The 26,284-nt window shown below is 32.9% G+C and carries 18 protein-coding genes and 1 other RNA gene (1 of these 19 only partly in view); 3 read left to right on the top strand and 16 right to left on the bottom strand.

The genetic code is table 11. The annotated features are described in order from the left end of the window. From ebh to HMPREF2658_RS04590, 7 genes are all read right to left on the bottom strand, one after another. The coding region annotated (ebh, locus tag HMPREF2658_RS04560) for a hyperosmolarity resistance protein Ebh (RefSeq protein WP_070854222.1) crosses the window boundary (this coding region is incomplete at its 3' end): on the bottom strand, positions 1-4,621 show 4,621 of its 29,360 nt. The annotated region extends 24,739 nt beyond the left edge of the window. 406 nt (positions 4,622-5,027) lie between these two features. Then, on the bottom strand, positions 5,028-6,416 hold the full coding sequence (locus HMPREF2658_RS04565; protein WP_000414680.1) for an MFS transporter: 1,389 nt from the start codon (positions 6,414-6,416) through the stop codon (positions 5,028-5,030). Positions 6,417-6,572: 156 nt separating this feature from the next. Next, the gene (locus tag HMPREF2658_RS04570; RefSeq protein ID WP_000064771.1) at positions 6,573-7,895 is read right to left on the bottom strand and encodes an APC family permease; all 1,323 of its coding nucleotides are present in this window, start codon (positions 7,893-7,895) and stop codon (positions 6,573-6,575) included. A gap of 30 nt (positions 7,896-7,925) precedes the next feature. Continuing rightward, positions 7,926-8,966 (bottom strand): bifunctional threonine ammonia-lyase/L-serine ammonia-lyase TdcB, encoded by a 1,041-nt coding sequence (gene tdcB, locus HMPREF2658_RS04575; protein ID WP_000210832.1) that lies wholly within the window; start codon positions 8,964-8,966, stop codon positions 7,926-7,928. Between the two features lie 94 nt (positions 8,967-9,060). Then, positions 9,061-10,179 (bottom strand): alanine dehydrogenase, encoded by a 1,119-nt coding sequence (gene ald / locus HMPREF2658_RS04580; protein ID WP_000959438.1) that lies wholly within the window; start codon positions 10,177-10,179, stop codon positions 9,061-9,063. Between the two features lie 595 nt (positions 10,180-10,774). Next, the gene (locus HMPREF2658_RS04585) at positions 10,775-11,653 is read right to left on the bottom strand and encodes a 5'-3' exonuclease (RefSeq protein ID WP_001133028.1); all 879 of its coding nucleotides are present in this window, start codon (positions 11,651-11,653) and stop codon (positions 10,775-10,777) included. 19 nt (positions 11,654-11,672) lie between these two features. Beyond that, the gene (locus HMPREF2658_RS04590; protein WP_054194579.1) at positions 11,673-15,113 is read right to left on the bottom strand and encodes a dynamin family protein; all 3,441 of its coding nucleotides are present in this window, start codon (positions 15,111-15,113) and stop codon (positions 11,673-11,675) included. 303 nt (positions 15,114-15,416) lie between these two features. Here HMPREF2658_RS04590 and HMPREF2658_RS04595 point away from each other — a divergent pair, with 303 nt between their 5' ends. Beyond that, positions 15,417-16,757: a PepSY-associated TM helix domain-containing protein gene (locus tag HMPREF2658_RS04595; RefSeq protein ID WP_000799005.1), complete on the top strand. Its 1,341-nt coding sequence runs from the start codon at positions 15,417-15,419 to the stop codon at positions 16,755-16,757. 205 nt (positions 16,758-16,962) lie between these two features. On the opposite strand, the gene HMPREF2658_RS04600 is transcribed toward HMPREF2658_RS04595, so the two are convergent. The 6 genes from HMPREF2658_RS04600 to HMPREF2658_RS04625 all read right to left on the bottom strand — a co-directional run bounded on the left by HMPREF2658_RS04600 (position 16,963) and on the right by HMPREF2658_RS04625 (position 20,439). Beyond that, complete coding sequence (locus tag HMPREF2658_RS04600; RefSeq protein WP_000516800.1) at positions 16,963-17,295, bottom strand: DUF4889 domain-containing protein; 333 nt, start codon at positions 17,293-17,295, stop codon at positions 16,963-16,965. 83 nt (positions 17,296-17,378) lie between these two features. Next, positions 17,379-18,524, bottom strand: coding sequence for a THUMP domain-containing class I SAM-dependent RNA methyltransferase (locus tag HMPREF2658_RS04605; RefSeq protein ID WP_000487165.1), 1,146 nt, complete (start codon positions 18,522-18,524; stop codon positions 17,379-17,381). Between the two features lie 208 nt (positions 18,525-18,732). Then, positions 18,733-19,112, bottom strand: an RNA gene (gene rnpB, locus HMPREF2658_RS04610) — RNase P RNA component class B. A 62-nt stretch (positions 19,113-19,174) separates the two neighbouring features. Then, positions 19,175-19,519 (bottom strand): cell division regulator GpsB, encoded by a 345-nt coding sequence (gene gpsB / locus HMPREF2658_RS04615; RefSeq protein WP_001286320.1) that lies wholly within the window; start codon positions 19,517-19,519, stop codon positions 19,175-19,177. Positions 19,520-19,532: 13 nt separating this feature from the next. Further along, a complete protein-coding gene (locus tag HMPREF2658_RS04620; RefSeq protein WP_000241311.1) occupies positions 19,533-20,096 on the bottom strand; it encodes an SLOG family protein in 564 nt (187 codons plus the stop codon). Then, positions 20,089-20,439, bottom strand: coding sequence for a YppE family protein (locus HMPREF2658_RS04625; RefSeq protein ID WP_001000808.1), 351 nt, complete (start codon positions 20,437-20,439; stop codon positions 20,089-20,091). The genes HMPREF2658_RS04620 and HMPREF2658_RS04625 overlap by 8 nt, the downstream gene beginning before the upstream one ends. A 538-nt stretch (positions 20,440-20,977) precedes the next feature. On the opposite strand from HMPREF2658_RS04625, the gene recU reads away from it, so the two are divergent. Continuing rightward, the gene (gene recU / locus HMPREF2658_RS04635) at positions 20,978-21,604 is read left to right on the top strand and encodes a Holliday junction resolvase RecU (protein WP_001108885.1); all 627 of its coding nucleotides are present in this window, start codon (positions 20,978-20,980) and stop codon (positions 21,602-21,604) included. Then, entirely contained in the window at positions 21,601-23,784 is a 2,184-nt protein-coding gene (locus HMPREF2658_RS04640) for a transglycosylase domain-containing protein (RefSeq protein ID WP_000138360.1), read from the top strand. Before recU ends, HMPREF2658_RS04640 begins: the two co-directional genes overlap by 4 nt. Before the next feature lie 516 nt (positions 23,785-24,300). On the opposite strand, the gene HMPREF2658_RS04645 is transcribed toward HMPREF2658_RS04640, so the two are convergent. Genes HMPREF2658_RS04645 through HMPREF2658_RS04655 form a run of 3 tightly spaced genes read right to left on the bottom strand, consistent with a single transcriptional unit; the run spans position 24,301 to position 25,982 of the window. Further along, the gene (locus HMPREF2658_RS04645) at positions 24,301-24,642 is read right to left on the bottom strand and encodes a YpoC family protein (protein WP_000182030.1); all 342 of its coding nucleotides are present in this window, start codon (positions 24,640-24,642) and stop codon (positions 24,301-24,303) included. Between the two features lie 4 nt (positions 24,643-24,646). Next, positions 24,647-25,306 carry an endonuclease III gene (nth, locus tag HMPREF2658_RS04650; protein WP_000253765.1) on the bottom strand — a complete coding sequence of 220 codons (660 nt, stop codon included), beginning with the start codon at positions 25,304-25,306 and terminating at the stop codon, positions 24,647-24,649. Beyond that, on the bottom strand, positions 25,296-25,982 hold the full coding sequence (locus tag HMPREF2658_RS04655; protein WP_000362215.1) for a DnaD domain-containing protein: 687 nt from the start codon (positions 25,980-25,982) through the stop codon (positions 25,296-25,298). Before HMPREF2658_RS04655 ends, nth begins: the two co-directional genes overlap by 11 nt. Positions 25,983-26,284 lie beyond the last annotated feature (302 nt).

Here is a 26,284-nt window from a genome sequence, read left to right on the forward strand (position 1 = left end):
CATGTTGATGATTATTATCAACAGTACCTGTCAATTGTGATGTCGCTGGTACTGTTACAGATTGCACACCAAAGTTATCATTCGCTGTAATCGTATTGGTAAATGTTTCACCTGAGAATACTTGATGATTAGCGTAATTACCTACTGAGATTGTTGGATTTACTAAATCACTAGGCACAAAATAAATGTTGATAGCTTCATTCGTATTGCCCGTATTCTGATTTAAATGTTCAACATATTGTTTTGGTCCATATGGCGATAAGTATAACTGTGCTTTATACACCGCATCAGCTGCATTATGCGTAGAATTACTTTTAACCACATGATCTATTGTAAACGCACCTGCACCATTAGCAGCTGGTTCATTGACACTAACGACTGTCGAGTTACTGTGGTTCGCACGAACATTAGAGTTTGTAACGGGTTGTCCACCAAATCCATTTGAAGGATTAATGATATCTAACACTTGAATCACTTGACCATTCAACGTAAATTGACGTTGGCCATCAGTCGTTGGATTTGATTGTGAATAACCTGATGATTTATAGTTTGGTCTTCCACCAGCTTCTGCTTGTGCTTTTTCATTACCGGCAATGTTATTACGTAATCCAGCCACTGTAGTTGTTGCTTTTAACATTGTCAAAATGTCATTCGTTGTTATTTGTGTACCTAATGTTGCATCATAACGATAAATTAATGATTTATGGTCATCAGACCAAGATAGACCACCATCAGTCGGTCTATTTGCAATTTTCGCATTCGTCCATGTCACTGTATAATCTTGTGGGAAGCTAATCCATCGCAAGAAATTCATATTAGTAAGGTTAGATGTGAACGATTTCGTTAGGCGACCTTTATTAATATTGACTGTAATTGTACTTACATTAGCTCCATTTGGTGTATTTGTTACTGAAATATCACCTTCTGCAAGCGTAATTATATCTCTATTCGCATTAATAAAAGCTTGTTTTACTTTTGAAATTTCATCAGTAGTTAAATCATATGTTGACGTACGATATACACGTTGATCGCCCTCTGGTTGTTTCACATCAATGATCTTCAAACTAATATAGAAGTCTTCAGTGTCTTTATGATATGCATTTGAAGCAACTATATGATATAACTGCGTGCCCGCATTCATTTGACTAACTTCTTGTGCAGTTGGAATCGTTCTATCAGATGTAATATTTGTAAATGTTCCACTTGGAATAGGTTGTCCATTACTTAAAGTAAAATATTGTTTAATATCACCAATACTAAATGATTGTCCTTTAGCAATTGTAACCGTTGCCGTTTTAGGTGCATTCGCAGTTTGGTATTCGGTTTTCACAACTGGTTCATATGTCATCACATTTGTCGCATCTAGCGCAGTTGATGAGCCATCACGGTAATGTAATGTAACATTGCCATGATCATCGACTGCAACTGGATTAGAAGATGCTAAATAACCTCTTATATTTTGATTTTTATTCATAAAGGCAGTAATAATGCGTTGCTTTTCATCACCAGTTAAAGCAGTTGGATTTACAACGACAACTTTTTCAGAATTTCCTAAGACAATTGGGTGCGCATCATCACTAATTTTACCTACATGCACTGTCACGTGTTTAGACTGACTATCATTCGTCGTATTATTGACATTATCGGTTGCTGACACTTTGAATGTAATATCACTATTAAAGGCCTGATTCATACTCACTCTACCAGTAATAGATAATGAGCCATTATTCTTATCCGCTTTAGTTAAATTTGATGTCCAACCACTTGGCAATGTCGTAATAGTTGTACTTTTTATACCAGAATGTCTATCAGAGACACCCATAGTAAAGCTAACTTCATCGCCACGATAATATTTCGCATTTAATCCAACTGGATTATTAATTGTCGGTGGAATATCATCCGGCAAAATTGTAACTGCATTACTCATATTTGAGGCAACTACGTTATTGTAGTATATTAACGCTCTAATTTGATGACCTACCGGAGGTATGAATACTACATAATCTTCTGGTCGTATCGTTATCGTTGAATGAACCCCATCAGGTGTCCCCGTCGCAATTTTCGTATAGCCAGATGGTATTTGATCAGCCTCAGAACCACCATCTCTTGTTTGAGACGTAGGTATAACTAAATATACTAATGCTGAAGGATCTAATGGAACCCCTGAAACTGTTACTGGTACCTTTTGTAATGCTGTACCTCTTAGTTGCTCAGCAGTTGTAGTAATTGTTGGTGTATGTGGTTTAACACGAATCTCGAATAATTGTTCTTTACGTCCAAATCGTATTGTTCCAAAGTAATCACCCGGTAATAAATTACCAACCAGTTCAATGTTACGTTCTCTGGCATTATTAGTTCTATTTGTTGAATTCTCAATGTGTAATGTACGTGGAATACCTGTAATTTGCCAATCTTTATCTGTAAAATTTTCATTACTTGTTAAATTAATACGTAACGGTTGTATAGATGTTACACTACCACCTAAGTTTACTGAAGCATTCCCTTGATTACCTGCATATACATAGAAAACCGGATGTCCAGCTTGTTTTGAAGCTGGTTTATCAGCAATATTTTGGCCGTCATCATTTTTAAAGAATTTGATGTTATGTTGGATTTCGGGCAATACTGTTAAGTTAACTGGAACTAACGTTTCAGCGTTACCATGTCCATCTGGATAGTCAAATCCAATCATTAGTTGTATTGGCGTTCTATTTCTAGCAGCCTGTTGTAATTTATCATCAGTAAATAATTGACTTATTTGATATTCATTTAATTCCTGTACGCCACCTGGTCTACGAACATTAGGATTGGCATTCGTTGGATAAAAACCTAATACTTTATTACTCGGTGTCTTAACGTAACTTAAAGGATCGTCGATGAAATCATCAATGTTTAAGTTTGAACTTTCAAGCACTTTTTTAGTTTGTACATTACCATGACTTATCTCTACTCGTTTAGTTGTACCTAAGCGATAAGTACGGTTAACAGTTTGTCTTAAACCATTAAGACGTTGTTGCTGGTCTTGTGTTGATTCGACATATAACTGGCTATACATAAATAATTGATTGTATTCTAATGCACGACCCCCTGCAGCATAATACAGCTTATCAATTGTTGGACCTTGCGTTTTAAATGAAATTGTATAACTTGCATCACCTTTACCGATGAAAGTATAAACTCTAGGCACACCTGGTGATTCAGTTGGTCTTTCTCCATTAATATATTCGAATATTTGTCTACCAAAAGCTTTAGTAGAAGCTGGTGCACCAGCTTCACTGAAATAATCCCCTGCACGTGCTAAATCTTTCAAGCTATTAATATGGACAGTTGGCCAATCATATATTACTTGTCCGCTTCTATTTCTAATTTTAAAGTCCCACGAACGCGAGTCATTTACACCATTTGGCCACATTTGTGGAAGTGGTTTGTTAGCACCGGCTCCTGCACCATTACTCCATTGTACATTTGTACCGTCTGCATTTACGGTTACAAAGTCTGTACGTCCAACTGGTACTTGATCAGCTGGTAGTGCAAACCAGTAGATCATATTTTCATGTGGTGCGTGACCTTTGTTAAATTTAATCACCCATTGATAGCCATCTCCAGTTTGCTTCGCTGTGATAAGTGCGATTTCTTTTGCGGCGGATGCTTTCAATGTATTCCATGGTGTAGTAGGTAAATTATATGGTGCCCCTTTATTAGAAGCGTTGATATATGTACCAACAGGATACCCTGAACCATCATTAGCATTTTCAACATAGTAAGAAGAGTCTGCATTTTGATAACTTGATACCGATCTAGGTTCAGCCGATCTTGATTCAATCGAACGCGTTTGAATTCTACTTGAGCGTCGACTTGTTTGTTGACGTTGAGGCATTGTACGAATTAGAGCAACAGCTTGTTCTAATTCTTTGTATGCAACTTGCAAGTCTTTATTGTTTATTGGATCATTACTACCTAATAATGTATTGATTTTGTCAAAAATGCCTTTTACATAGTTAAATGTCCCAGAATCTGCATTTTCGCGGTCAATAAAGCGATAATCATGGTAATTAGCATCAAAAAATGCTTGTAATTCATTACGGTCGTGTTGTACGCTGCCACTATCTGATGAATCTGAAGCTGTGACTACATTTGCTTCATGATTTTCTACATGTGTTGCGTTATTGTCGTTTCCCTTTTTGTTAGCAGAACGACTTTCGTTTTGTTCATGCTTGCTTTCCGCTTTTGCCGATTGCGTTTGCGTCGCATCTGCCGTATCTTTCTTAGCTTGCTCATTTTGAGATACTGGTTGATCATGTTTTGTAGTATATGGCTGTGCTCCACTTGCATCTACTTGATTTGTTTGATTATTATTTGGTTGCTCATTTTCAATAGGCGCAGATAATGATTGACCATTTTGTGAATTTTGAGAATTTTGTGTTTGCGATTCTCGATTCTCAGTCTGCGCATCACCATTTTGTTGTTTCTGTTTTAATACACTAGCCAGTTGATTTGTCTCAGCAGCTTGTGCATGTGATGTGTTTAATCCTAAAAATACTAACGTCGCAATGACCGTTGAGAAAGTTCCAACGGTATATTTACGAATACTAAACTTTTGAATTTTATCACGATAATTCACAGCTATTGTTCACTCCTTATCTTGTTGTTATGTCTCTGTTGTGTTGTGAATGTATTTACATTTGATTGCATGTGAATTGTAATGCTCATTCCATTCTCATTTAAAAATTTAAAACAATGACGATTCAATACAATTTCGCAATCTATTTAAAAAGTATTGAAACACATTGCAACTATGTGTTGAACAATTTATTTATGCTCCAGAATATAATAACACAAAATATAATGATAGGTAAATTGAATTTGTGACAATTTATAATAATTATAAATAAAGTAGTGTAAAAGGGTAATAAAAAACCGACCTTATGTAGAATCATTTATAATGATTACACATAAGCATCGGTTTATTTTTTCGTGATGATTTAATATTGTAGCGACTGTCCTATTTTTCTAATTCATAATTATTGTCATGTTGATACATTCTGCTTTGGTACAAGGAACATAATGATAATGAATGATAATATACCCATACCTGCATTCAACCATAGTGCAATCATTGCACCAGTGTATATGTTTGTAATGTTAGATACGATGGCATAAACTGCCCCACTTAGAGCAACACCAAATGCGCCACCTAGCGCAGACGCCATTTTATAAATACCTGCAGCGACACCAACTTTTTCTAAAGGCGCATTGGCAATGGCCGTATCTGTTGATGGTGTCGCATAGATGCCAAGTCCCAAACCAAAAAATAAATATCCTATGATACAACAAATCACGTAAACAATTTCTGGTAAAAATGTTAATGAAATGAGACACTCACCAATAATTAATACACCCGTTCCTATTAACATCGGTTTCTTACATCCAAGGGATTGAAGTAATTTTTCACCGACACGAATCATGATGAGTACCATCACTAAATAAGTAATTGATAAACTACCTGCTTGCAATGAAGAATAACCTAAACCTCGTTGTACAAATGTATTTGCTACAATCAACGTTCCAGCGACACCGTTTAATAAAAAGTTTGAAGCTGTTGCACCTGTATAAGCCTTATTTTTAAATAATTTAAAATCAATCAAAGGATTGTCAACACGCATTTCAAGAACAACAAATAAAATAAAAGTACCGATTGAAATAATCAGTAAGAAGATAAACAGCATTGATGTTATACCTAATTCTGCACCTTTGGTTATTAAAACATTTAAACTTAACAGCATCACAACTAATACAACTAAACCTTTAATGTCAAATTTGTTTATTGATACATCTTTAGCTTTTGTCTCAGGTGTGCCTTTAATTAGAAATAATGCAATGAGCGAGATAACTATGGAAATAATGAAAATCCAACGCCAACCTAAAAGCGTTGCAACTGCACCTCCAAAAAATGAACAAACACCTGAGCCGCCCCATGAGCCAATTGACCAGTAACTTAAAGCGCGTTGTCTATCTTTCCCAATGTAATATGACTTAATAATAGACAAAGTTGCAGGCATAATACATGCTGCTGAAAGTCCTTGAATTAATCTTCCTATAATAAGTAATAAAGGAATATTTGAAATAATGATTAATAATGAACCCAATATATTTAAGATAATACCAATGTTCGTGAGTTTAATTCTGCCATATTTATCAGCAAGACCACCTGCTCCTACTACAAACATTCCTGAAAATAAAGCAGTTATACTAACGGCGATATTAACCGTTCCAATATCTGTGTTGAAACTATCTTCAAGTATTGGTACAACATTAACCAATGATTGTGCAAATAGCCAAAACGTGATAACACTTAAAACAATTCCTATTAACAACTTATTATTGCCTTCAAATGCCTCTCTTGACGGCTTTTCCATTTCTATTTGCCTCCCTATACTTTTGAAAAACAGACAAATTCCATAACAGAAATTTGTCTGTTCGATAGAATAATTGAATGGTTTTCGATTTTAATGTGTAAAACTTTAAATTTATTAGTAGTCCATCCATTTATTCTCAATGCCAATTGTCAAAACTTATGCCGCTTTTTGTTTCTTTTTATAGTAATAAACTGGTATACCAAGTGCTGTGATTAGAATCCCAATAATTGCCAATATAAATTGTGTAAACAGTGTATTAATTAATACAAATGATCCTGCCAAAATAGCAATTAAAGGTATGATTGGATATAACGGTACTTTATATGGTCGCTCCATATTTGGTTCACGTTTTCTTAAAATTATTACAGCAACAAATGACATACAATAGAACAACCAAATAACAAAGATTAACATGTTTGTAATTGTATCAAATGCCCCCATTGACATCATGACGATTGCGATTAACAGTTGAATAATTGCGCCGAACCATGGTGCACCTGATTTTGTTAATTTTGCAAATAAATGGCTAAATGGTAATAATTTTCTTTCAGCCATAGCATAAGGCACACGCATACCTGTCATAGTATAGCCATTGATCGTACCATAAACAGAAATTAATATTCCGATTGTGATAATTTTACCGCCGTATTCACCGAATAATATTTTTGATGTGTCTGATGCTGCATTTAAATTACCTGCAAGTAATTCAATAGGTAATGTTAATAAGAATGTAGCGTTAATTAATAAGTACACAGCCATAATACAACCGATACCTACAGAAATAGCTAAAGGTAAATCGCGTTTTGGATTTTTAAGTTCTCCTGCAACATTACCTACATGAATCCAGCCATCATATGCAAACATAGTTGCTAGTAATCCACTACCGATTGCTGTAAAGAAACCATTTCCTGAATTACCAGTAGTCGGAATTAATGAGAACGTAATGTCTCCTGATTGGAAAATACCAAAAATAACGATAACAATAATTGGAATTAATTTAATAACTAAGGTAACAGATTGTAAAATACCGCCTGCTTTAGAACCAAGGAAATTGATCAACACGATTGATAAGGCCGAAGCGATCGCAATTGGTATTAAAGAACCTGCCGATAAATGGAATAAATTAATTAATTGAGTCGCAAATACGATTGATAAGGCTGCGACGTTTGCTGGAAAATAAATAAATGATTGTGCCCAGCCTGATAGGAAGCCCCAGAAATCACCGTATGTATATTCTATATACTTTGTTAAGCCACCTGTTTCAGGGATCGCAGCAGCAAGTTCTGCTGCTGTTAACCCCGCACAAATGGTAATGATGCCGCCTAGGAACCATACAAACAAGGCCATTCCTGCTGTTCCTGTTACTTCTGTCACGTTTGATATTTTGAAGAACACACCAGAACCAATGACTGTCCCCATTACAATCGCAAACGCTGAGAAGAAACCTATATTTTTTTGTAATTCTTTACCATTTGACATAATTACACCTCATTTTTCAGATTAAATGTTTTAACCTACCACACCCTTGCTTGTATCTGCAATATTTAGTCCATGTTCAATGACACCTGACACTCTAGTTAAGTCAACGTTTCCGCCTGAAACTAATGCCACAACATTTTTATCCTCAAGCCATTTTTTATCAATTTTCCCACTTAAAATTGCAGCAGTCGGCAATGCACCTGCACCTTCAGTAATAATTTTGGCACGTTGCATTAAATCTTTCATTGCATGTTCGATTTCTTCTTCAGTAACAAGAATAAATTCATCTACTAAATGTTTAACTACCTCATATGTTTGTTCACCAGGAACTTTGACATCACAACCATCTGCAATTGTGCTATCATCACGATGCTCAGTTAAATCTCTCTTATAGAATGACTCAGCCATACCGTGAACATTTTCAGATTGAACACCAATAATATGAATTGAAGGATTGAAAGATTTTAACGCGGTGGCAATACCTGCAATTAATCCACCGCCGCCAACAGGTACGATTACTGTATTCACATTCCAAATATCATCTAAAATTTCTAAACCAATTGTTCCTTGGCCTGCCATTACAAACTTATCGTCATATGGATGAACGATTGTCATACCATTTTCTTTCGCTAATTCTTCCATATAAAGTCTAGTTTCGTTAAAGTTTTTACCTTTTAAAATAACTTGAGCACCATAGCCTTTTGTTGCTTGTTGTTTCGCTTGTGGTGCGGTTTCAGGCATCACGATTGTGGCATTTATACCTAATAGTTTTGCTGTTAAAGCTACGCCTTGTGCATGGTTTCCAGCCGATGCAGCGATAATACCTTTTTCTTTTTGTTCATCTGTTAAATGATTGATTTTGTTACTTGCACCTCTGAATTTGAAAGATCCTGTGAACTGCATATTTTCTAATTTTAAAAACACATTACCTTTAGTGATACTTTGACTTAAATACATAGATTTAATGAGTGGTGTTCGTCTAATAAATGGTTTGATGCTTGCTTTCGCTTCTTCAATATCTCCTAAACTTACAATGTGTGCTGTTTGTAATGTAACTGTGTTGGTTGTCATAATGATTACATCCTTCCGTTTTGTAAATTTTTAGTCCATACTATATTGCTTTATTTAAAATATTCATTTCACGCTCATTCAAGTAAATGGGTATTTATTCAATAACATCCTTAATCTCTTTAAAATCTAAATCATGTGATGAAGCTAATCCTTGGTTTGTCACTTGTCCTTTGTATACGTTTACACCAGTACTTAACGCTTCATTGTCCTTGATTGCCTGTTCTAGGCCTTTGTCACAAATTTCTAAAATATAATCAATATTCCCTTGTGCTAATGCCATTGTTGACGTTCTTGGAACTGCACCTGGTTGGTTTGGTACACCGTAATGAATTACGCCTTCTTCTTCATACACTGGATCAGAAATTGTAGTTGGTTTGATTGTTTCAATGGTTCCACCTTGATCAATAGCTATATCGATTAAAACTGAACCTTTTTTCATTGATTTAACCATCTCACGTGTAACTAATTTTGGTGGTTTTGCACCAGGAATTAAAATTGTCGAAATAAATACATCTGCTTTTTTAATTTGTTCTGCTAAATTTTCTGGTGTTGATTTGACTATAGTGACATCTTTGTCTGCATACATATCTTGTAAATATTTAATGCGATCATCGTTTAACTCGATAATGATTACTTTAGCATTGAGTCCTAATGCAACATTGGCTGCGTTTGTTGCTGCTACGCCACCACCGAAGATGACATATGTACTTCCTGGAATATCGACATTGTCATGTACTCCTGTCACTAATGTACCTTGACCACCGTGTTGCGCTTCAGAATAGTAAGCACCCATAATTGCTGAACGTTGACCTGCTATTGCACTCATCGGCGCTAATAATTCGGCTTTACCATTTTTAACAATGGTTTCACCACTAATTGCAGTGACACCAACTTCTTGCATTTTCTCTACAATTTCTTTTGAAGATGCTAAATGTAAGAATCCCCAGATGATTTGGTCTTTTTTAAAATATTGATATTCACTTTTATGAGGTTCTTTTACTTTGATAACAAGATCAGCTTCCCATGCTTGTTCGTGAGTTACGATCTTAGCGCCTTCTTTTTCATACATATCATTAGAAAATCCTGAACCAATGCCAGCATTTTTTTCAACAATTACTTTATGTCCTGCATCCGTTAACTTACGCACATTTTCGGGTGTGCAAGCTACACGTCCTTCACCTTGTTTTAATTCTTTGACTACTGCAACTAACATTTGCAACACTCCTTTTGATTTTGTGAATTATTTCACAATCATTTTATCTTGTGGGTATGCATATGTAAATACCATTAATTAATTATTCATATTTTATCTATAATTTGTTAATAAAGTTTTAATATATAATTCTTAATTTTAAATATAATGTGCAATTCTACTACTATATTTATTTCTTATCCTCAATACAATTTATAGTTGTATTTATACATTGACTCAAAAAACAAATAATCAAATCTGTTTTATTAAGCAATAAAGTTGTATTTATGCTAGTTTGTTGTGTTTGGTAATTTTATGAAACTTTCTCAAATGAATGAACACTCTGAATGGTTGTTCACATTTTTATAATTAGTCTACAAACGTTAAAAATGTTACTATTCCCTTTCAATTTTTCAAATGAGTATATGAATCGTACTATGTATTTCAGCATTGGATAAAGCGTTATTAGTTTAGTCGCTTCCGGTATAAAAGCATATCGCCTTTATTTCAACCGCAATAAAAACATAAAAAAAATGACAATTCCTACTACACTGAGATAAGAATTGCCATTTTTAAATTTAGTTTGATTCATAATTCATAGATTTATGTCATGATATTAAAAATGGGATGAAATGTATTTTCCAGATACATGTAATTCATATTCGTTACAAATCGATAAAATATGATTAAGTGTTGTTGCAAATGCCATTTTTTCAAAAAGCGATTCACTATCAATCGGTACTTGTGTGTGAATTTCAGCAAGTCGCTTCGATAAATATAGTTCATCTAAATTGTCATTAATCTTATTACGTTGCCCAGCTGATAATGCATCGATATTTTCAACTACATTTTCAACACTTTGATATTGCTGAATGAGCTTAATTGCCGTTTTTTCTCCAATACCTTTTACACCAGCATAACCGTCTGCTGTATCACCCATAAACGCTTTAATATCAATTAATTGTTGTGGTTCAAGTGCATATTCTTCATTAAAACGATTCAATGTATATCTATTATAAATGTTAAAACCTTTTTTAATTAGCCAAACTTCAACATTGTCATTAATACATTGCAGTAAATCTTTGTCGCCCGTAATAATATAGACATCGTTATCAGTTGAATATTGTCGTGCTAATGTACCTATAACATCATCCGCTTCATAGTTTTTAACGCCAATATTTACAAAGCCAAATTGCTCTGAAATTTCTTTAACATAATCAAATTGTGGTATCAATTCTTCTGGTGGTGCAGAACGATTTTGCTTATAACCATCAAACATATCATTTCTAAAAGTTGATTGTCCCATATCCCAACATACAGCTACATGTGTAGGGCGTATTTCATGTATTGCCGAAAAGATATGACGCACAAATCCTTGTATTCCATTTGTAGGTACACCTTGTGAATTGTACATAAATTGTTTATGAAGACTTGTAGCATAGAAATGTCTAAATAATAGCGCCATACCATCTACAAGTAATATTTTATTAGGCATTTAAAACGTTCCTTCTTTCTTAATATAAAATAGTTTTCAGTTGTTGATGTTTATCTTTCAATTGATTGATAAGTGTTGTATCTAAATCAAATGCTAATAAATCGTTTATTTGCGTTTGAATATTAGCTTCAAAACTTTCAAATTGCGATTCAGCTTCTACAGCCATTTGCTTTACATATAATTCAAGCTGTTGCCTCAATAATCCCATTTGTGGTTGTAATAATCCTAACGTACTTTGACAAATTGATTCATGTATATCTCTTTGCCCATTTGGATTCAAAATTTTACGTTTTGTTAATTGTTTTGGCAATGCATTTAGCATATCGTTGAAATCGATGTGCAATAATGGTTGCACTATATTAGCTGATTCAAAGTTAAACTGAGGATTAACAATAACATGTAAATCTGCTAATTGTTGAACGATTGGTGCAATTTGCTCAGTAAGTTGCTTATTAAAGTATTTTTTTATACGTTCTGTAATTAAAGATTGCTCTAAAAACAATCGTTGATGAATTTGATCTAAGTATACTTTCGTAGACACTTTCTTTTCTTCATTAAAATCACTATTTTGTGTCATTTGAGAATTAAACACTGATTTAACATCGTCAAGTAGTTGTAATTTTAAACGTGCATTTAAATGATAAACTTGTTCTTCAACTTCGTTGTCTGTATGTTGTAGCGTCGCATCAATTAATTGATGTTGTAAACGCTGTTTATCTTTATAGACTGTTAACCTTTGTTGGCGACGTGAAATATCAGCTTTATTTGTTTCAAATTCTGTAATCATCTCTACATAAGAACGATCCATTTGTTGAAGCTGATGAATCATTTGTTGTTCTAAAATTGATTTAGATTCAACATCAACAAATTGTTGTATGCTTTGTTTTAATTTATCAATGCCCTTATCTTCAGCTTGCAATGCATTTCGACTTGATACAGCAAAAATGTCTGATTGCAAGTTTACTTGTCTTAATGCATCTGATACATATGTTTCAACCGCTTCAAGATCATCTTGACTTTCTGCTAAATCAGCAGCATTAATTACCATTTTAAAAGCTTGATTCTCATTCAACTGATTCATATCTTTCATATGTTCTATAAACGCCTTGTCATTATCAGTAAATGAATGATTAAAATAACTTACATACAATATTAAGTCTGAAGAAGTTAAAATTTGCTCGGTTTCATTTGTATGCCTTTGGTTATTTGAGTGTAGCCCTAATGAATCAACAATTATTTTACCTTTTAACCAATCATGCATTAATGCAATGTGTACTGTTTTAACAAATGTTGCGTATTCATCTTCTGCACTCCACTTTTTCAATTCTTGTTGATTAATGGCATGTTTCTCTCCGTTTTCCAACATATTGACATACAAATTATAATGTTTTTCAACTGCATGAACAAAAGCGAGTTGATTTTTATTTAAATGTGATTTTAACTTTTCTAAATCTGAATTAATAAAGTCTTCTATAGTTGAAAAAGATATATCTTGGTATTCAACTACTGCATTAATTTCATCTAATAATTGCGATTGTGATTTTAGCGTTATATAACTCTCGTCTCCATAAGATATTTCTGTAGTAGCTGCTGTAGTAGGATTTGGAGAACTAACTAAAATATGCTCACCTAATAATGCATTTATCAAACTACTTTTACCCGCACTAAACGTTCCAAATACACCTATTTTTATTAATTTATTATCTATACGTGTTAATGTTTCGTGGATATCCTGCTTTGTACGCTTGAACAAAGGCACATCCGAAATTATATCAAGTGCTTTTTGAATATCTATAGACATATTTGTTGTAGCTGTATTCTGATTTAGCTGCTGATTATCACGATTATCCTGAGCATTATCAGTAGCCACTTGATATGTTGTCTCTTGTCGATCTACTAATTTATCTAGAGATTCATCTAAATGAATATAGTAGTGACGATAATTCTTAGTCGTCAATGACTGACGCAGCTCATTTAATTCTGTATAACGTTGATATTCTTTTAAATCATCACTTTCTTCTATTGGTAATTCATCTGCCTGCACATTTACTATAATTTCTTTAAAAATCGGTGTCGACTGTTGTTCAACGTATTTCTTAATGGCTTTAACCACTTCGTCTGAAAATGTAAGTACATAAGTATTGCTGATTGATGTTTGTGGTTGATATAAACCTTCAATCATTTCCGGCTTAACGTCATAATGCTGATTTAATACTTTATCTGAAGCATCTTTTTTATTGATAAAACGCGTAACAAATGACATATCTTCTCGCATTGGTTGACGAATTTGTTGATTAACATGTTCTTGTAACGCATCTGTCGCTGTTAATAATCTCTGTTGTTGAATTTGTAGCTTTTTCTTCTTTTTATTAAAAAGGCCGCCAACATTAAAGTCTTGAGACATACTTTCCAAATAACTTCGTAACATTTCTCTCATATTATGCGGCATAATGTATGCATTTTCTAAAATATTTTTACGCTTATTCTTTAAAAATGCCATTAATTCATCTGGATTATTTAAAAGTTGCGCCTCTTCACTAATTGCTTGATGTTGTTGACTATTTAAAAATGCTTGTTCAAACTCTGCTTCTTCGATACCTAAATCTTCTAGTACTTCCTGGATTTCAGACTGAATATAATCTAGCTGAGCTTCGGTAATATATTCAACCGTTCTTGATGTATAATCCTCAATTGTCTCTCTATCTTGATCTAATGAAACTAGATACGTTGATAATGCTTCAAGTTCATTTTCAGGGTGATCAAATTTAGATACATAAAAGGTGCGTTCTAATTTAATGCCCCAATCTGCAATTGATTTTTCAACTCGAGATTTAAACGTAGAGAATGACAATTCATCGTCTTGATGCTTGTCAATTTGATTAATGATAAACACAACAGGTATTCCAACATCATTTATATGCTTCATAAACTTAAAGTTAAGTTCAGATTGAACGTGGTTATAGTCAACCGTATAAAATATCATATTACTTGTATACATATATTGTTCTGTTATTGACTGATGTGATGCAACATTTGAATCAACACCTGGTGTATCTTGCAACGTAAACCCATTTTCAAATTTAGCTGATTGAAAATTAATTTCTACAGATTCAACGTCGACATTTTGGCGATTCATTTCCCTTACTTCATCATAATTAGATAATTTGGCATACGTTTGATTCGGCAAATTAGCAATAATATCGTGATTGTCTGAAACTGACACGATAGCAGTATTACTTGTCGTTGGTACAGGTGAACTTGGTAAGATATCTTGTTCAATTAATAAATTTATCAGTGTCGATTTACCTGCAGAAAAATGTCCAACGAACGAACATGTATATTGCTGCAAATATACTTTCTTAATTACTTGGTTAATTGTATGTAAAAGTGCTTCATTTCGCGACTTTTCAACTTCTTTTTTTAATTTATATAAAAGATCTAATTGTTCTTTATTAATCATGTTACTTTCCCCTTTGGTTCGTTCACATAGAAATGCTTGCTTGTTAAAACGAATTCATACAATATCGATGTCCATTTAAACATAAATCGTTAAATGGCTCGCATTGTATTATGTTTAAATTTTATCATAGCTGCTTGATAAAACATACGAATAATCAATTTTCTTCAAACATTCCAACTTAAAAGTTCATTTTTCTAAAAATCACAAATCATCGTTAAATTTTTCTAGAAAATAAATATTGTCACAGTTTGTTCACACACGTCACAGAATTGACACCGTATAATAGCCAATTGGGAGGGAAATATGAAAAATACATTTAATCCATTACAAAGATTACATTTCTACGCAGCAATATTTATTGCTCCACTGTTAATCACTTTAACCATTTCGGGCATTGGTTATTTGTTCTTTCCAGAAGTTGAAAATAATATTTATAAGAATGAGTTTTTTGGTGACAGTAATGTCAAAACGCATCAAACATTAAATGATGCAGTACATCAAGTTGAACGACAATATGAAGGATTCTTTGTAAGTAAAGTTAGCATACTTGATGAACCATATAACAAGCGAATTACACTGAGTGATATGGCAGGAAATCAGCGTTACGTCTTTCTAGATCATAACAATCAATTTGTTGCAGATCAAAATGCGAAACATACGTATTCTAATGTGATGCGAAGTATACATAGTTCTTTGTTTACTGAAAATACTATTATTAATTATTTAGTTGAGTTAACCGCATGTTGGACGATATTCATGATTTTATCTGGTACTTATTTACTCATTAAGAAGCAATTAATTTCTAACAAAAGTAAGGCACTTCGTTGGCAAAAGTGGCACGCAATGATTGGAGTTATCATTGCAATTCCAGTATTTGTATTAGTTTTAACTGGATTGCCATGGTCTGGTTTTATGGGCAGTAAAATTGCCGGTATGATGGACACAAACGGTGATCTTGGTCAAGGTGAATTAGCGATTAATCCACCTAAATCAGATTTGAATGAGTTACCTTGGGCTACACGTAAAAATAAACAGCCAGCTTCATCGGAAAAAGGTTCAAGTAGTCATCATGGCAATGCAGCAATGCCTCAAACCAAATTAGATTATCAAATATCTATTGATAAGGTCGTTGAACAGGCACAAAAATCTGGTATTAAAAAGCCGTTTTCAATCGTATATCCAAGTGATAAAATTGGCACCTTTATTGTATCTAATACTAGTAATTCAGGTGTTACTGGGCTAGATGTATCACCTTACAAGGAACAAACACTTTATTTCGATCAATATAGCGGTAAAAAGCTAGGTACGATTAAATATGATGACTACGGTATTATTGCTAAATGGTTTACATGGGGCATTCCGCTTCACGAAGGTCATTTATTCGGTATTTTAAATAAAATCATTAATTTATTTGTATGTATCGCTTTATTAGTAGCCATTGGTATGGGATTTGTCTCTTGGATAAAGCGTACAAAAAATACTGCAGTAAAAGTACCACATCGCGTAAAAAAACCAGCATCTATATCACTCATCATATGTTTAATTGTATTAGGACTATTAATGCCATTATTTGGATTATCACTTATACTAGTATTTATAATTGAATTAATATTATATGTTAAAGATCGTCGTGCTAAACAATAATGCACTTAAAGTTTTGAACTGACGAAATTTACAAAATGATTCTCGACTCTCTAATTACTTAAAACGGGTTCTATAATAAATCGGACAGATGAAAAGTTTTTTACTTTTCATCTGTCCGATTTTTTGAATTTGAAGATAAAAAAGCATCTAAAACGTATAAGAAGATTACTTCACTTCTTCCAAATTACGTTATAGATGCTTTTTATTAATTCATATGCATGTCGTGAATTTTCATCATTAAACCGTGTGGGACGTCATCATGTTTAACAATTTCTTGTTTATAAAATGTCTTCCCATCATCTTTAGAAACTAATTTTACAAAGTCTCCTTTTTTCGGTTTAAAATCATTTGATGGTTCTACTTTGATATTATGTTTGACTAATCCATCTTTTTCGCTGACAACTTTTTCTGCATTTGTATTACTATTCATATAACCAAAATAAGTCGTTTTTTGACTAGAAAAAATCATTAAACATACAACGGCAATACCAATAACAACCAATGCTATAGATAAACCTAGACCCATTTTTTTACCCATTTATAGACTCCTCCATTTTTCAAAAATACCTATTATCATGAGAACATAATTATTACTAATTTTAGTCACGCATTAGAAACACTTTAGTTTTCAATAGTTTTACGTTCTGTCTTTTTACCCCAGTATTGATAATAAGTACATTCTATATATCCATTAAATAACTTACGTCGCTTCGTTGCTTTACGATCTACTAAATATTCAAATTCTTTATTACTTGTTAAAATGTATGTAGATAAAAATGGATGTTGTTTCATTAGTTTACCAATATAACGGTACATTTCTTCAACTTCTTCACGATCACCAATACGTTCACCATATGGAGGGTTTCCAATTAACGCCACCGGTTCTTCTGTATCAATTGTTAATGTATTGACATCTTTTACACTAAATTTAATAATATCAGACAATCCAACTTCTTCAGCGTTACGCTTAGCAATCTCTACCATTTCTGGATCGATATCAGAAGCATATACTTCGATTTCTTTATCATAATAAGCCATCTTATCGGCTTCATCACGGTAATCATCATAAATATTTGCTGGCATGATGTTCCATTGCTCTGATACGAACTCGCGATTAAAACCAGGTGCGATATTTTGAGCAATTAAACAAGCTTCTATAGCTATTGTACCCGAACCACAAAATGGGTCAATTAAAGGTGTATCACCTTTCCAGTTTGCAAGACGGATTAAACTTGCTGCCAACGTTTCTTTAATTGGTGCTTCACCTTGTGCTAATCTATATCCACGTCTGTTCAAACCAGAACCTGATGTATCGATAGTCAATAATACATTATCTTTTAAAATGGCAACTTCAACGGGGTATTTCGCACCTGATTCATTTAACCAACCTTTTTCGTTATATGCGCGACGTAATCGTTCAACAATAGCTTTCTTAGTTATCGCCTGACAATCTGGCACACTATGTAGTGTTGATTTAACGCTTCTACCTTGAACTGGGAAGTTACCTTCTTTATCAATAATAGATTCCCAAGGGAGCGCTTTGGTTTGTTCGAATAATTCGTCAAACGTTGTTGCGTTAAAACGTCCAACAACAATTTTGATTCGGTCTGCTGTGCGCAACCATAAATTTGCCTTTACAATCGCACTTGTGTCTCCTTCAAAAAATATACGGCCATTTTCAACATTTGTTTCATAGCCTAATTCTTGAATTTCCCTAGCAACAACAGCTTCTAATCCCATCGGACAAACTGCAAGTAATTGAAACATATATGATTCTCCTTTTATACAGGTATTTTATTCTTAGCTTGTGTTTTTTATACATTTCCAACAAATTTAATCGCTGATACGTTAACGCATTTGCTTATCATTTTAAAACAAGGCAGTGTCATTATATCAAGACAAGGCGTTAATTTTAAGTGTTCTTTTCATGAAAAAAGCTCTCCATCATCTAGGAGAGCTAAACTAGTAGTGATATTTCTATAAGCCATGTTCTGTTCCATCGTACTCATCACGTGCACTAGTCACACTGGTACTCAGGTGATAACCATCTGTCTACACCACTTCATTTCGCGAAGTGTGTCTCGTTTATACGTTGAATTCCGTTAAACAAGTGCTCCTACCAAATTTGGATTGCTCACTCGAGGGGTTTACCGCGTTCCACCTTTTATATTTCTATAAAAGCTACGTCACTGTGGCACTTTCAAATTACTCTATCCATATCGAAAGACTTAGGATATTTCATTGCCGTCAAATTAATGCCTTGACTTATTGTTTCATCAAGCACGAACACTACAATCATCTCAGACTGTGTGAGCATGGACTTTCCTCTATATAATATAGCGATTACCCAAAATATCACTTTTAAAATTATAACATAGTCATTATTAGTAAGACAGTTAAACTTTTGTATTTAGTAATTATTTACCAAATACAGCTTTTTCTAAGTTTGAAATACGTTTTAAAATATCTACATTATTTGAAGATGTATTTGTTGTTGTATTATTCGAAGAAAAACTTTTATTGTCCTGAGGTCTAGATGTTGCTACACGTAGTCTTAATTCTTCTAATTCTTTTTTAAGTTTATGATTCTCTTCTGATAATTTTACAACTTCATTATTCATATCGGCCATTTTTTGATAATCAGCAATAATGTCATCTAAAAATGCATCTACTTCTTCTCTTCTATAGCCACGAGCCATTGTTTTTTCAAAATCTTTTTCATAAATATCTTTTGCTGATAATTTCAATGAAACATCTGACATTTTTTCCACCTCATTAGAAACTTTGATCTTCAGACCACTGTAAGTCATTGATGAATGCTGTTAATTCATCGAACGTCACAATATCACAAGTATAGTTTGTTTTATCCATAAAATCAACTAACTTCTGCTTGAAGAACTTAGGACTCGCCTCTTGTTCCTCATCATAAATGAGCAATGTTTGATCCGAATGTTCAAGCATAAATTGATCTGCTTGTTTAAATTGAAAGGGACCTTGATACGACGTATGAAAAATACTATCAACATAATCTGCATACTTAATTATGTTGGCATACTTACTTTGATTATGTTCATTCCACTTTTCTGTATGTCCTTGGAATGGTGTAATTACAGCAAACTTTAACGAATCATATGTTCGTTGTAATTCAATAACAACTTCTGCAGTCCATAATTCTATACCCATTTGCCCTTGTATTAACACCCATTCTAATCCTTCATCCAACAGTTGTTCAATTTTATGTTTTATAAATTGTTTTAAATAATGTACTTCAGGTGCGTCATCTTTAAAAATGTTTAATTCGAATGATTTATAACCTGTTACATAAACTGTTTTAACCATAAGTACCCTCTTTAGTTATGCCATCTAATATATTTTGTAAATCATATTGAACGCTTTTAAGCTTTTCAATAAATAACTTTCGACTTGTTCGCTTAAAATGACATTCGACAGAAAGTTGTTCAATGTTAGCAATCAGTAGCTCAAATTTCCTTGAATTCATATAAGGTACTTCTATAATAAATTCACGATGTAATTTGATTTCATTGAGCAAGCTATCAATATGTTCAGTATATGGCTTTACAGTTTGATAAAAATCATGATCTTGTTGTTGTGATTTCACATTTTCAAAATTTTGTTGCATATTGCTAACTTCATAAATTAGTGATTCGACTACATCATTCATGAGGACGCCTCCTACATTTTTTAATTTATCACAATATACTGTATTCGTCATGTTTTAACACTCTATCTAATTTGATTTAACTGTTTTCTAATGTGTTATCTGTTAAATCAAGTAAACCCAAAAACTTCCTATATAAATATAAAAATTTATCGTGTATGTTGTCATACGATGAATATACTTTGTAATCTAATAAAATCATTTAAATCAAATACACCTCTGCTGATTAACTACACATACTTGTACTTGTCTCAAAAATAATAATTACTGATCATGATTTGACTTTTATAACAAAATTCAAAAATATTGTAATGAGTATTCATTTTTATAAGCAAAACTTTTCAATCAATTAAAATTGTGTGTAAAATTCCAACATTAACGGTAAATGTATTATAATATTATTGTGTTAATGCTGAAATCACGTTAAAATAAGCTTTGGTGTATTGTGTCTTTCGCATTTATACTAATTTAAGTTTGGTGTTTCACTATAATGTTGTGTATAATAAACAACGTTTACTACCAAACTTGTGTGGTGAAATTTATGAATTATCCAAATGGTAAACCATATCGTAAAAATAGTGCTATAGACGGAGGGAAAAAGACCGCTGCCTTTAGTAATATTGAGTATGGTGGACGTGGTATGTCACTTGAAAAAGATATCGAACATTCAAATGCGTTTTATCTTAAAAGCGACATTGCAGTTATTCACAAAAAGCCTACGCCAGTACAAATAGTTAATGTCAACTATCCTAAACGGAGTAAAGCTGTGATTAACGAAGCTTATTTTCGTACACCTTCAACAACTGATTACAATGGCGTTTATCAAGGTTATTATATTGATTTTGAAGCAAAGGAAACTAAAAACAAGACGTCCTTTCCTTTAAATAATATTCATGACCATCAAGTCGAACATATGAAAAATGCATATCAACAAAAAGGTATTGTGTTTTTAATGATTCGTTTTAAAACGCTAGATGAAGTTTATCTTTTACCCTATTCAAAATTCGAAATATTTTGGAAGAGGTATAAAGATAATATTAAAAAGTCTATAACAGTTGATGAAATACGAAAAAATGGTTACCATATTCCTTATCAGTATCAACCAAGATTAGACTATCTAAAAGCAGTTGATAAGTTGATATTAGATGAAAGTGAGGACCGCGTATGACGGAAAACAAAGGATCTTCTCAGCCTAAGAAAAATGGTAATAATGGTGGGAAATCCAACTCAAAAAAGAATAGAAATGTGAAGAGAACGATTATTAAGATTATTGGCTTCATGATTATTGCATTTTTCGTTGTTCTTTTACTAGGTATCTTATTGTTTGCTTATTATGCTTGGAAAGCACCTGCTTTTACCGAAGCTAAATTACAAGATCCGATTCCTGCAAAGATATATGACAAGAACGGAGAACTTGTTAAAACATTAGATAATGGCCAAAGACATGAGCATGTAAATTTAAAAGACGTGCCGAAATCAATGAAAGACGCAGTACTTGCAACTGAAGACAATCGTTTCTACGAACATGGCGCACTTGATTATAAACGTTTATTCGGTGCAATTGGTAAGAACTTGACTGGTGGATTTGGTTCTGAAGGTGCCTCAACATTAACACAACAAGTTGTTAAAGATGCATTTTTATCACAACATAAATCTATTGGACGTAAAGCTCAAGAAGCATACTTATCATATCGTTTAGAACAAGAGTATAGTAAAGATGATATCTTCCAAGTATATCTAAATAAAATTTACTATTCTGATGGCGTAACGGGTATTAAAGCTGCTGCTAAGTATTACTTTAATAAAGATTTAAAAGATTTAAACTTAGCGGAAGAAGCTTATTTAGCCGGTTTACCTCAGGTTCCAAACAACTATAATATTTATGATCATCCAAAAGCTGCTGAAGATCGTAAAAACACTGTTTTATACTTAATGCATTATCATAAACGCATTACAGATAAACAGTGGCAAGATGCTAAGAAAATCGATTTAAAAGCGAACTTAGTAAATCGTACTCCTGAAGAACGTCAAAACATTGATACAAATCAAGATTCTGAGTATAATTCATACGTTAACTTTGTAAAATCTGAATTAATGAATAATAAAGCATTCAAAGATGAAAATTTAGGTAATGTATTACAAAGTGGTATTAAAATTTATACAAACATGGATAAAGATGTTCAAAAAACATTACAAAATGATGTTGATAATGGTAGCTTCTACAAGAATAAAGACCAACAAGTTGGTGCAACGATTCTTGATAGTAAAACTGGTGGTTTAGTTGCTATATCTGGTGGACGTGATTTCAAAGACGTCGTTAACAGAAACCAAGCAACAGATCCTCACCCTACTGGTTCATCTTTAAAACCTTTCTTAGCGTATGGACCTGCCATTGAAAATATGAAATGGGCAACAAACCATGCGATTCAAGATGAATCTTCATATCAAGTTGATGGTTCTACATTTAGAAACTATGATACGAAGAGTCACGGTACTGTATCTATTTATGATGCTTTACGACAAAGTTTCAATATCCCAGCTTTAAAAGCTTGGCAATCAGTTAAGCAAAATGCTGGTAATGATGCACCTAAGAAATTCGCTGCCAAACTTGGCTTAAACTACGAAGGCGATATTGGTCCATCTGAAGTACTTGGTGGTTCTGCTTCAGAATTCTCACCAACACAATTAGCATCAGCATTTGCTGCAATCGCTAACGGTGGTACTTATAACAACGCGCATTCAATTCAAAAAGTAGTTACTCGTGATGGTGAAACAATCGAATACGATCATACTAGCCATAAAGCGATGAGTGATTACACTGCATACATGTTAGCTGAGATGCTAAAAGGTACATTTAAACCATATGGTTCTGCATATGGCCATGGTGTATCTGGAGTAAATATGGGTGCTAAGACAGGTACTGGTACTTACGGTGCTGAAACTTATTCACAATATAATTTACCTGATAATGCAGCGAAAGACGTGTGGATTAACGGCTTTACACCTCAATACACTATGTCAGTGTGGATGGGCTTCAGTAAAGTTAAACAATATGGTGAAAACTCATTTGTGGGACATAGCCAACAAGAATATCCACAGTTCTTATATGAAAATGTGATGTCAAAAATTTCATCTAGAGATGGCGAAGACTTTAAACGTCCTAGCTCAGTAAGTGGTAGTATCCCATCAATCAATGTTTCTGGTAGTCAAGATAACAACACTACAAATCGTAGTACACACGGTGGTAGTGACACATCAGCAAACAGTAGTGGTACTGCACAATCAAATAACAATACTAGATCTCAACAATCTAGAAACAGCGGTGGATTAACAGGTATATTCAACTAATCCACTCAACATAAAATCCTCAGTTATACCATATTTATGGTGTAGCTGAGGATTTTTTTATAAGTATTCATACGCTATTGCTATATTAGTAGAAACCGTAAAATCAGTCATTCACATATATTTTGAAACATCTAAACAGTTTTCATATGCACATCTTTAGCTATGTAAAATTATTGAATTTGAATAAGTGGTTGTTCCCATTTTTAAAATTATGATTATATTTTCTCATAGTCATCTTAGACGCTGTTTTAAATTGATATGTTTATCAATTCCCGGAGCACGTTAATCAGTAAAATATCAACATGTTTGAAATGTATTTTCATAATCATAAATATAAGAAATCCACCTACGATTCGAAATAGATATCTTAAACCATACCTCAAGATATCCATTATGATGTAGATGGACAGTTATTATATTAAGACGTTATAATGACACGACACCTAACATAAATACAAATATGTGTGCATGAATTAGTTTTACATATTTTCAATATTAGGAAATGATCAAACTTATCTATACCTGCTTATTCTTTAATCTTGTTTGATAACTAGCATTCATTTTAATCAATTCAGTTTTAAAGGTCTTCATTTGTCGATAGCCCATAAAATGATATTTACGTTCAATCATATATTCATATCTTTCTTTAAAATTCATTGGCACAACAGGATATTGATTTAAATTATCAAAATCAATATTGCCAGTTATGTCATTAACCTGCTTAAAATAATCAATAATTTTACTATGGTATTCATCCAAGTAGGGCTTTGCTTCACTAGAACCTAATGTCTTATTTTTGGCAAATACATCAATCTCTTGTTCTAAATTATCAAATACCTCTTTTGTAATATTTGTCATGTTATCACGCTTCTTTCAAACTAGCTTTATAACGTTTTTGTCCTTCTCTACAATCTTCTAATAATGGACAAATATCGCATTTAGGTTTTCGGGCTAAACAGTGGTATCTTCCAAAGAAAATGAGTTGATGATGGCTCCTATTCCATCTATCTCTAGGTATGACAGAACATAAACGGTCTTCTACCTGTCTCACATTATCTTTCCAACGATTAATACCTAAGCGTTTAGAAACACGTTCTACATGCGTATCAACAGCTAATGAAGGTTCATCAAATGCTACACTCATGACTACATTAGCAGTTTTACGTCCTACACCTGCTAAACTTTCTAATTCCTTATGTGTTTGTGGTATTTCTCCATTAAATTGATCAATCAAAGATTGACAAAGTTTCTTAATATTCTTAGCTTTGTTACGATACAGACCGATGGAACGAATATCATTCATAAGTTCTTCATCACTGACTGCTAAATAATCTTCAGGCGTTTTGTATTTTTTAAACAGCTCAGTTGTTACTCTATTTACTAGAACGTCTGTACATTGCGCTGACAATAGTACAGCAATAGTTAATTCGAACGGATTATCATGTTTTAATTCACATTCTGCATCCGGAAACATATTTGCTATAACATCAATCATTTCTAATGCTTTTTTCTTACTTACCATCAAGGTTCTCCCCGTTTAACCAATCAAATTTAGGTACCGTTTTAACTGTGTGCGTCATTTTCGGTTTATTAAATTTTTCTCTTATTTTTCTAGAATCGTCAATTGTTTTGACATTGTTTTTTTTCCAATTAAGTAAAATACGATCCATATATTTAAAGCTAAGTTTATTCAAACTATTCGCCTCGTCTAATGCCGCTTGTATAATTGCAGTATCGTGTCTATCAACATCAATCCATTGATTTAATGTTTCTATTTCATATGGAGATAACGGCCTTGCAAATGTATCCTCTAAAATTCTAAATAATTGTTTAAATTTTTCTTTACTATTTTGCTCTTTCGTTTCCATACTTTGTTGCTTCAATATATGACTTAATTTTTCGAAAAAAGGATCTAGATTCATATATTCGGTAAATCTACCTTCTTCATCTTTTTGAACTTGTAATTCTAGCAATTCACGTTGAATCAAATTTTGAATAACCATTGTAATATCACGTGGTTGCATAGTTGAGCCCTTCTGAAGTAATTCAATTGAAGGCTGTTTGTTTGATGTTTCGGAAGCATAAATCAATTTAAGCAAAATGACTAAATCTTGCTCATCTAAACCTAAGTCACTGTAATGGTCTAATAGTTCTCTTCGTATCACTACAGGTCTTGCTTTTAATTGATATTTATCCATGTTCGTGCCCCCTTTTAAATTTAACCATTACTTAATAGTATAAATCATTTTCTTTAATTTTCGACTAAAATGCTTAATATATTTAACTAGTAGCAAACAAATTTTAAATAACCGTATTTTTTTAAAACTAGATTTTAACAATGAACTTTATGTATAATCAGACGAGCTATTTATTTTCCAAATATAGTTACTAAACAAAAGTTTGTTCATCATTAATATAAGCCGTTATCAATCTACATTTTCCAAGCATAAATCGCCCAGCTATTAATATAGGCTGGACGATTCTTTTTATTATCATAATA

The sequence above is a fragment of the Staphylococcus sp. HMSC062H10 genome, from assembly GCF_001836945.1.
Lineage (GTDB): Bacteria > Bacillota > Bacilli > Staphylococcales > Staphylococcaceae > Staphylococcus > Staphylococcus aureus.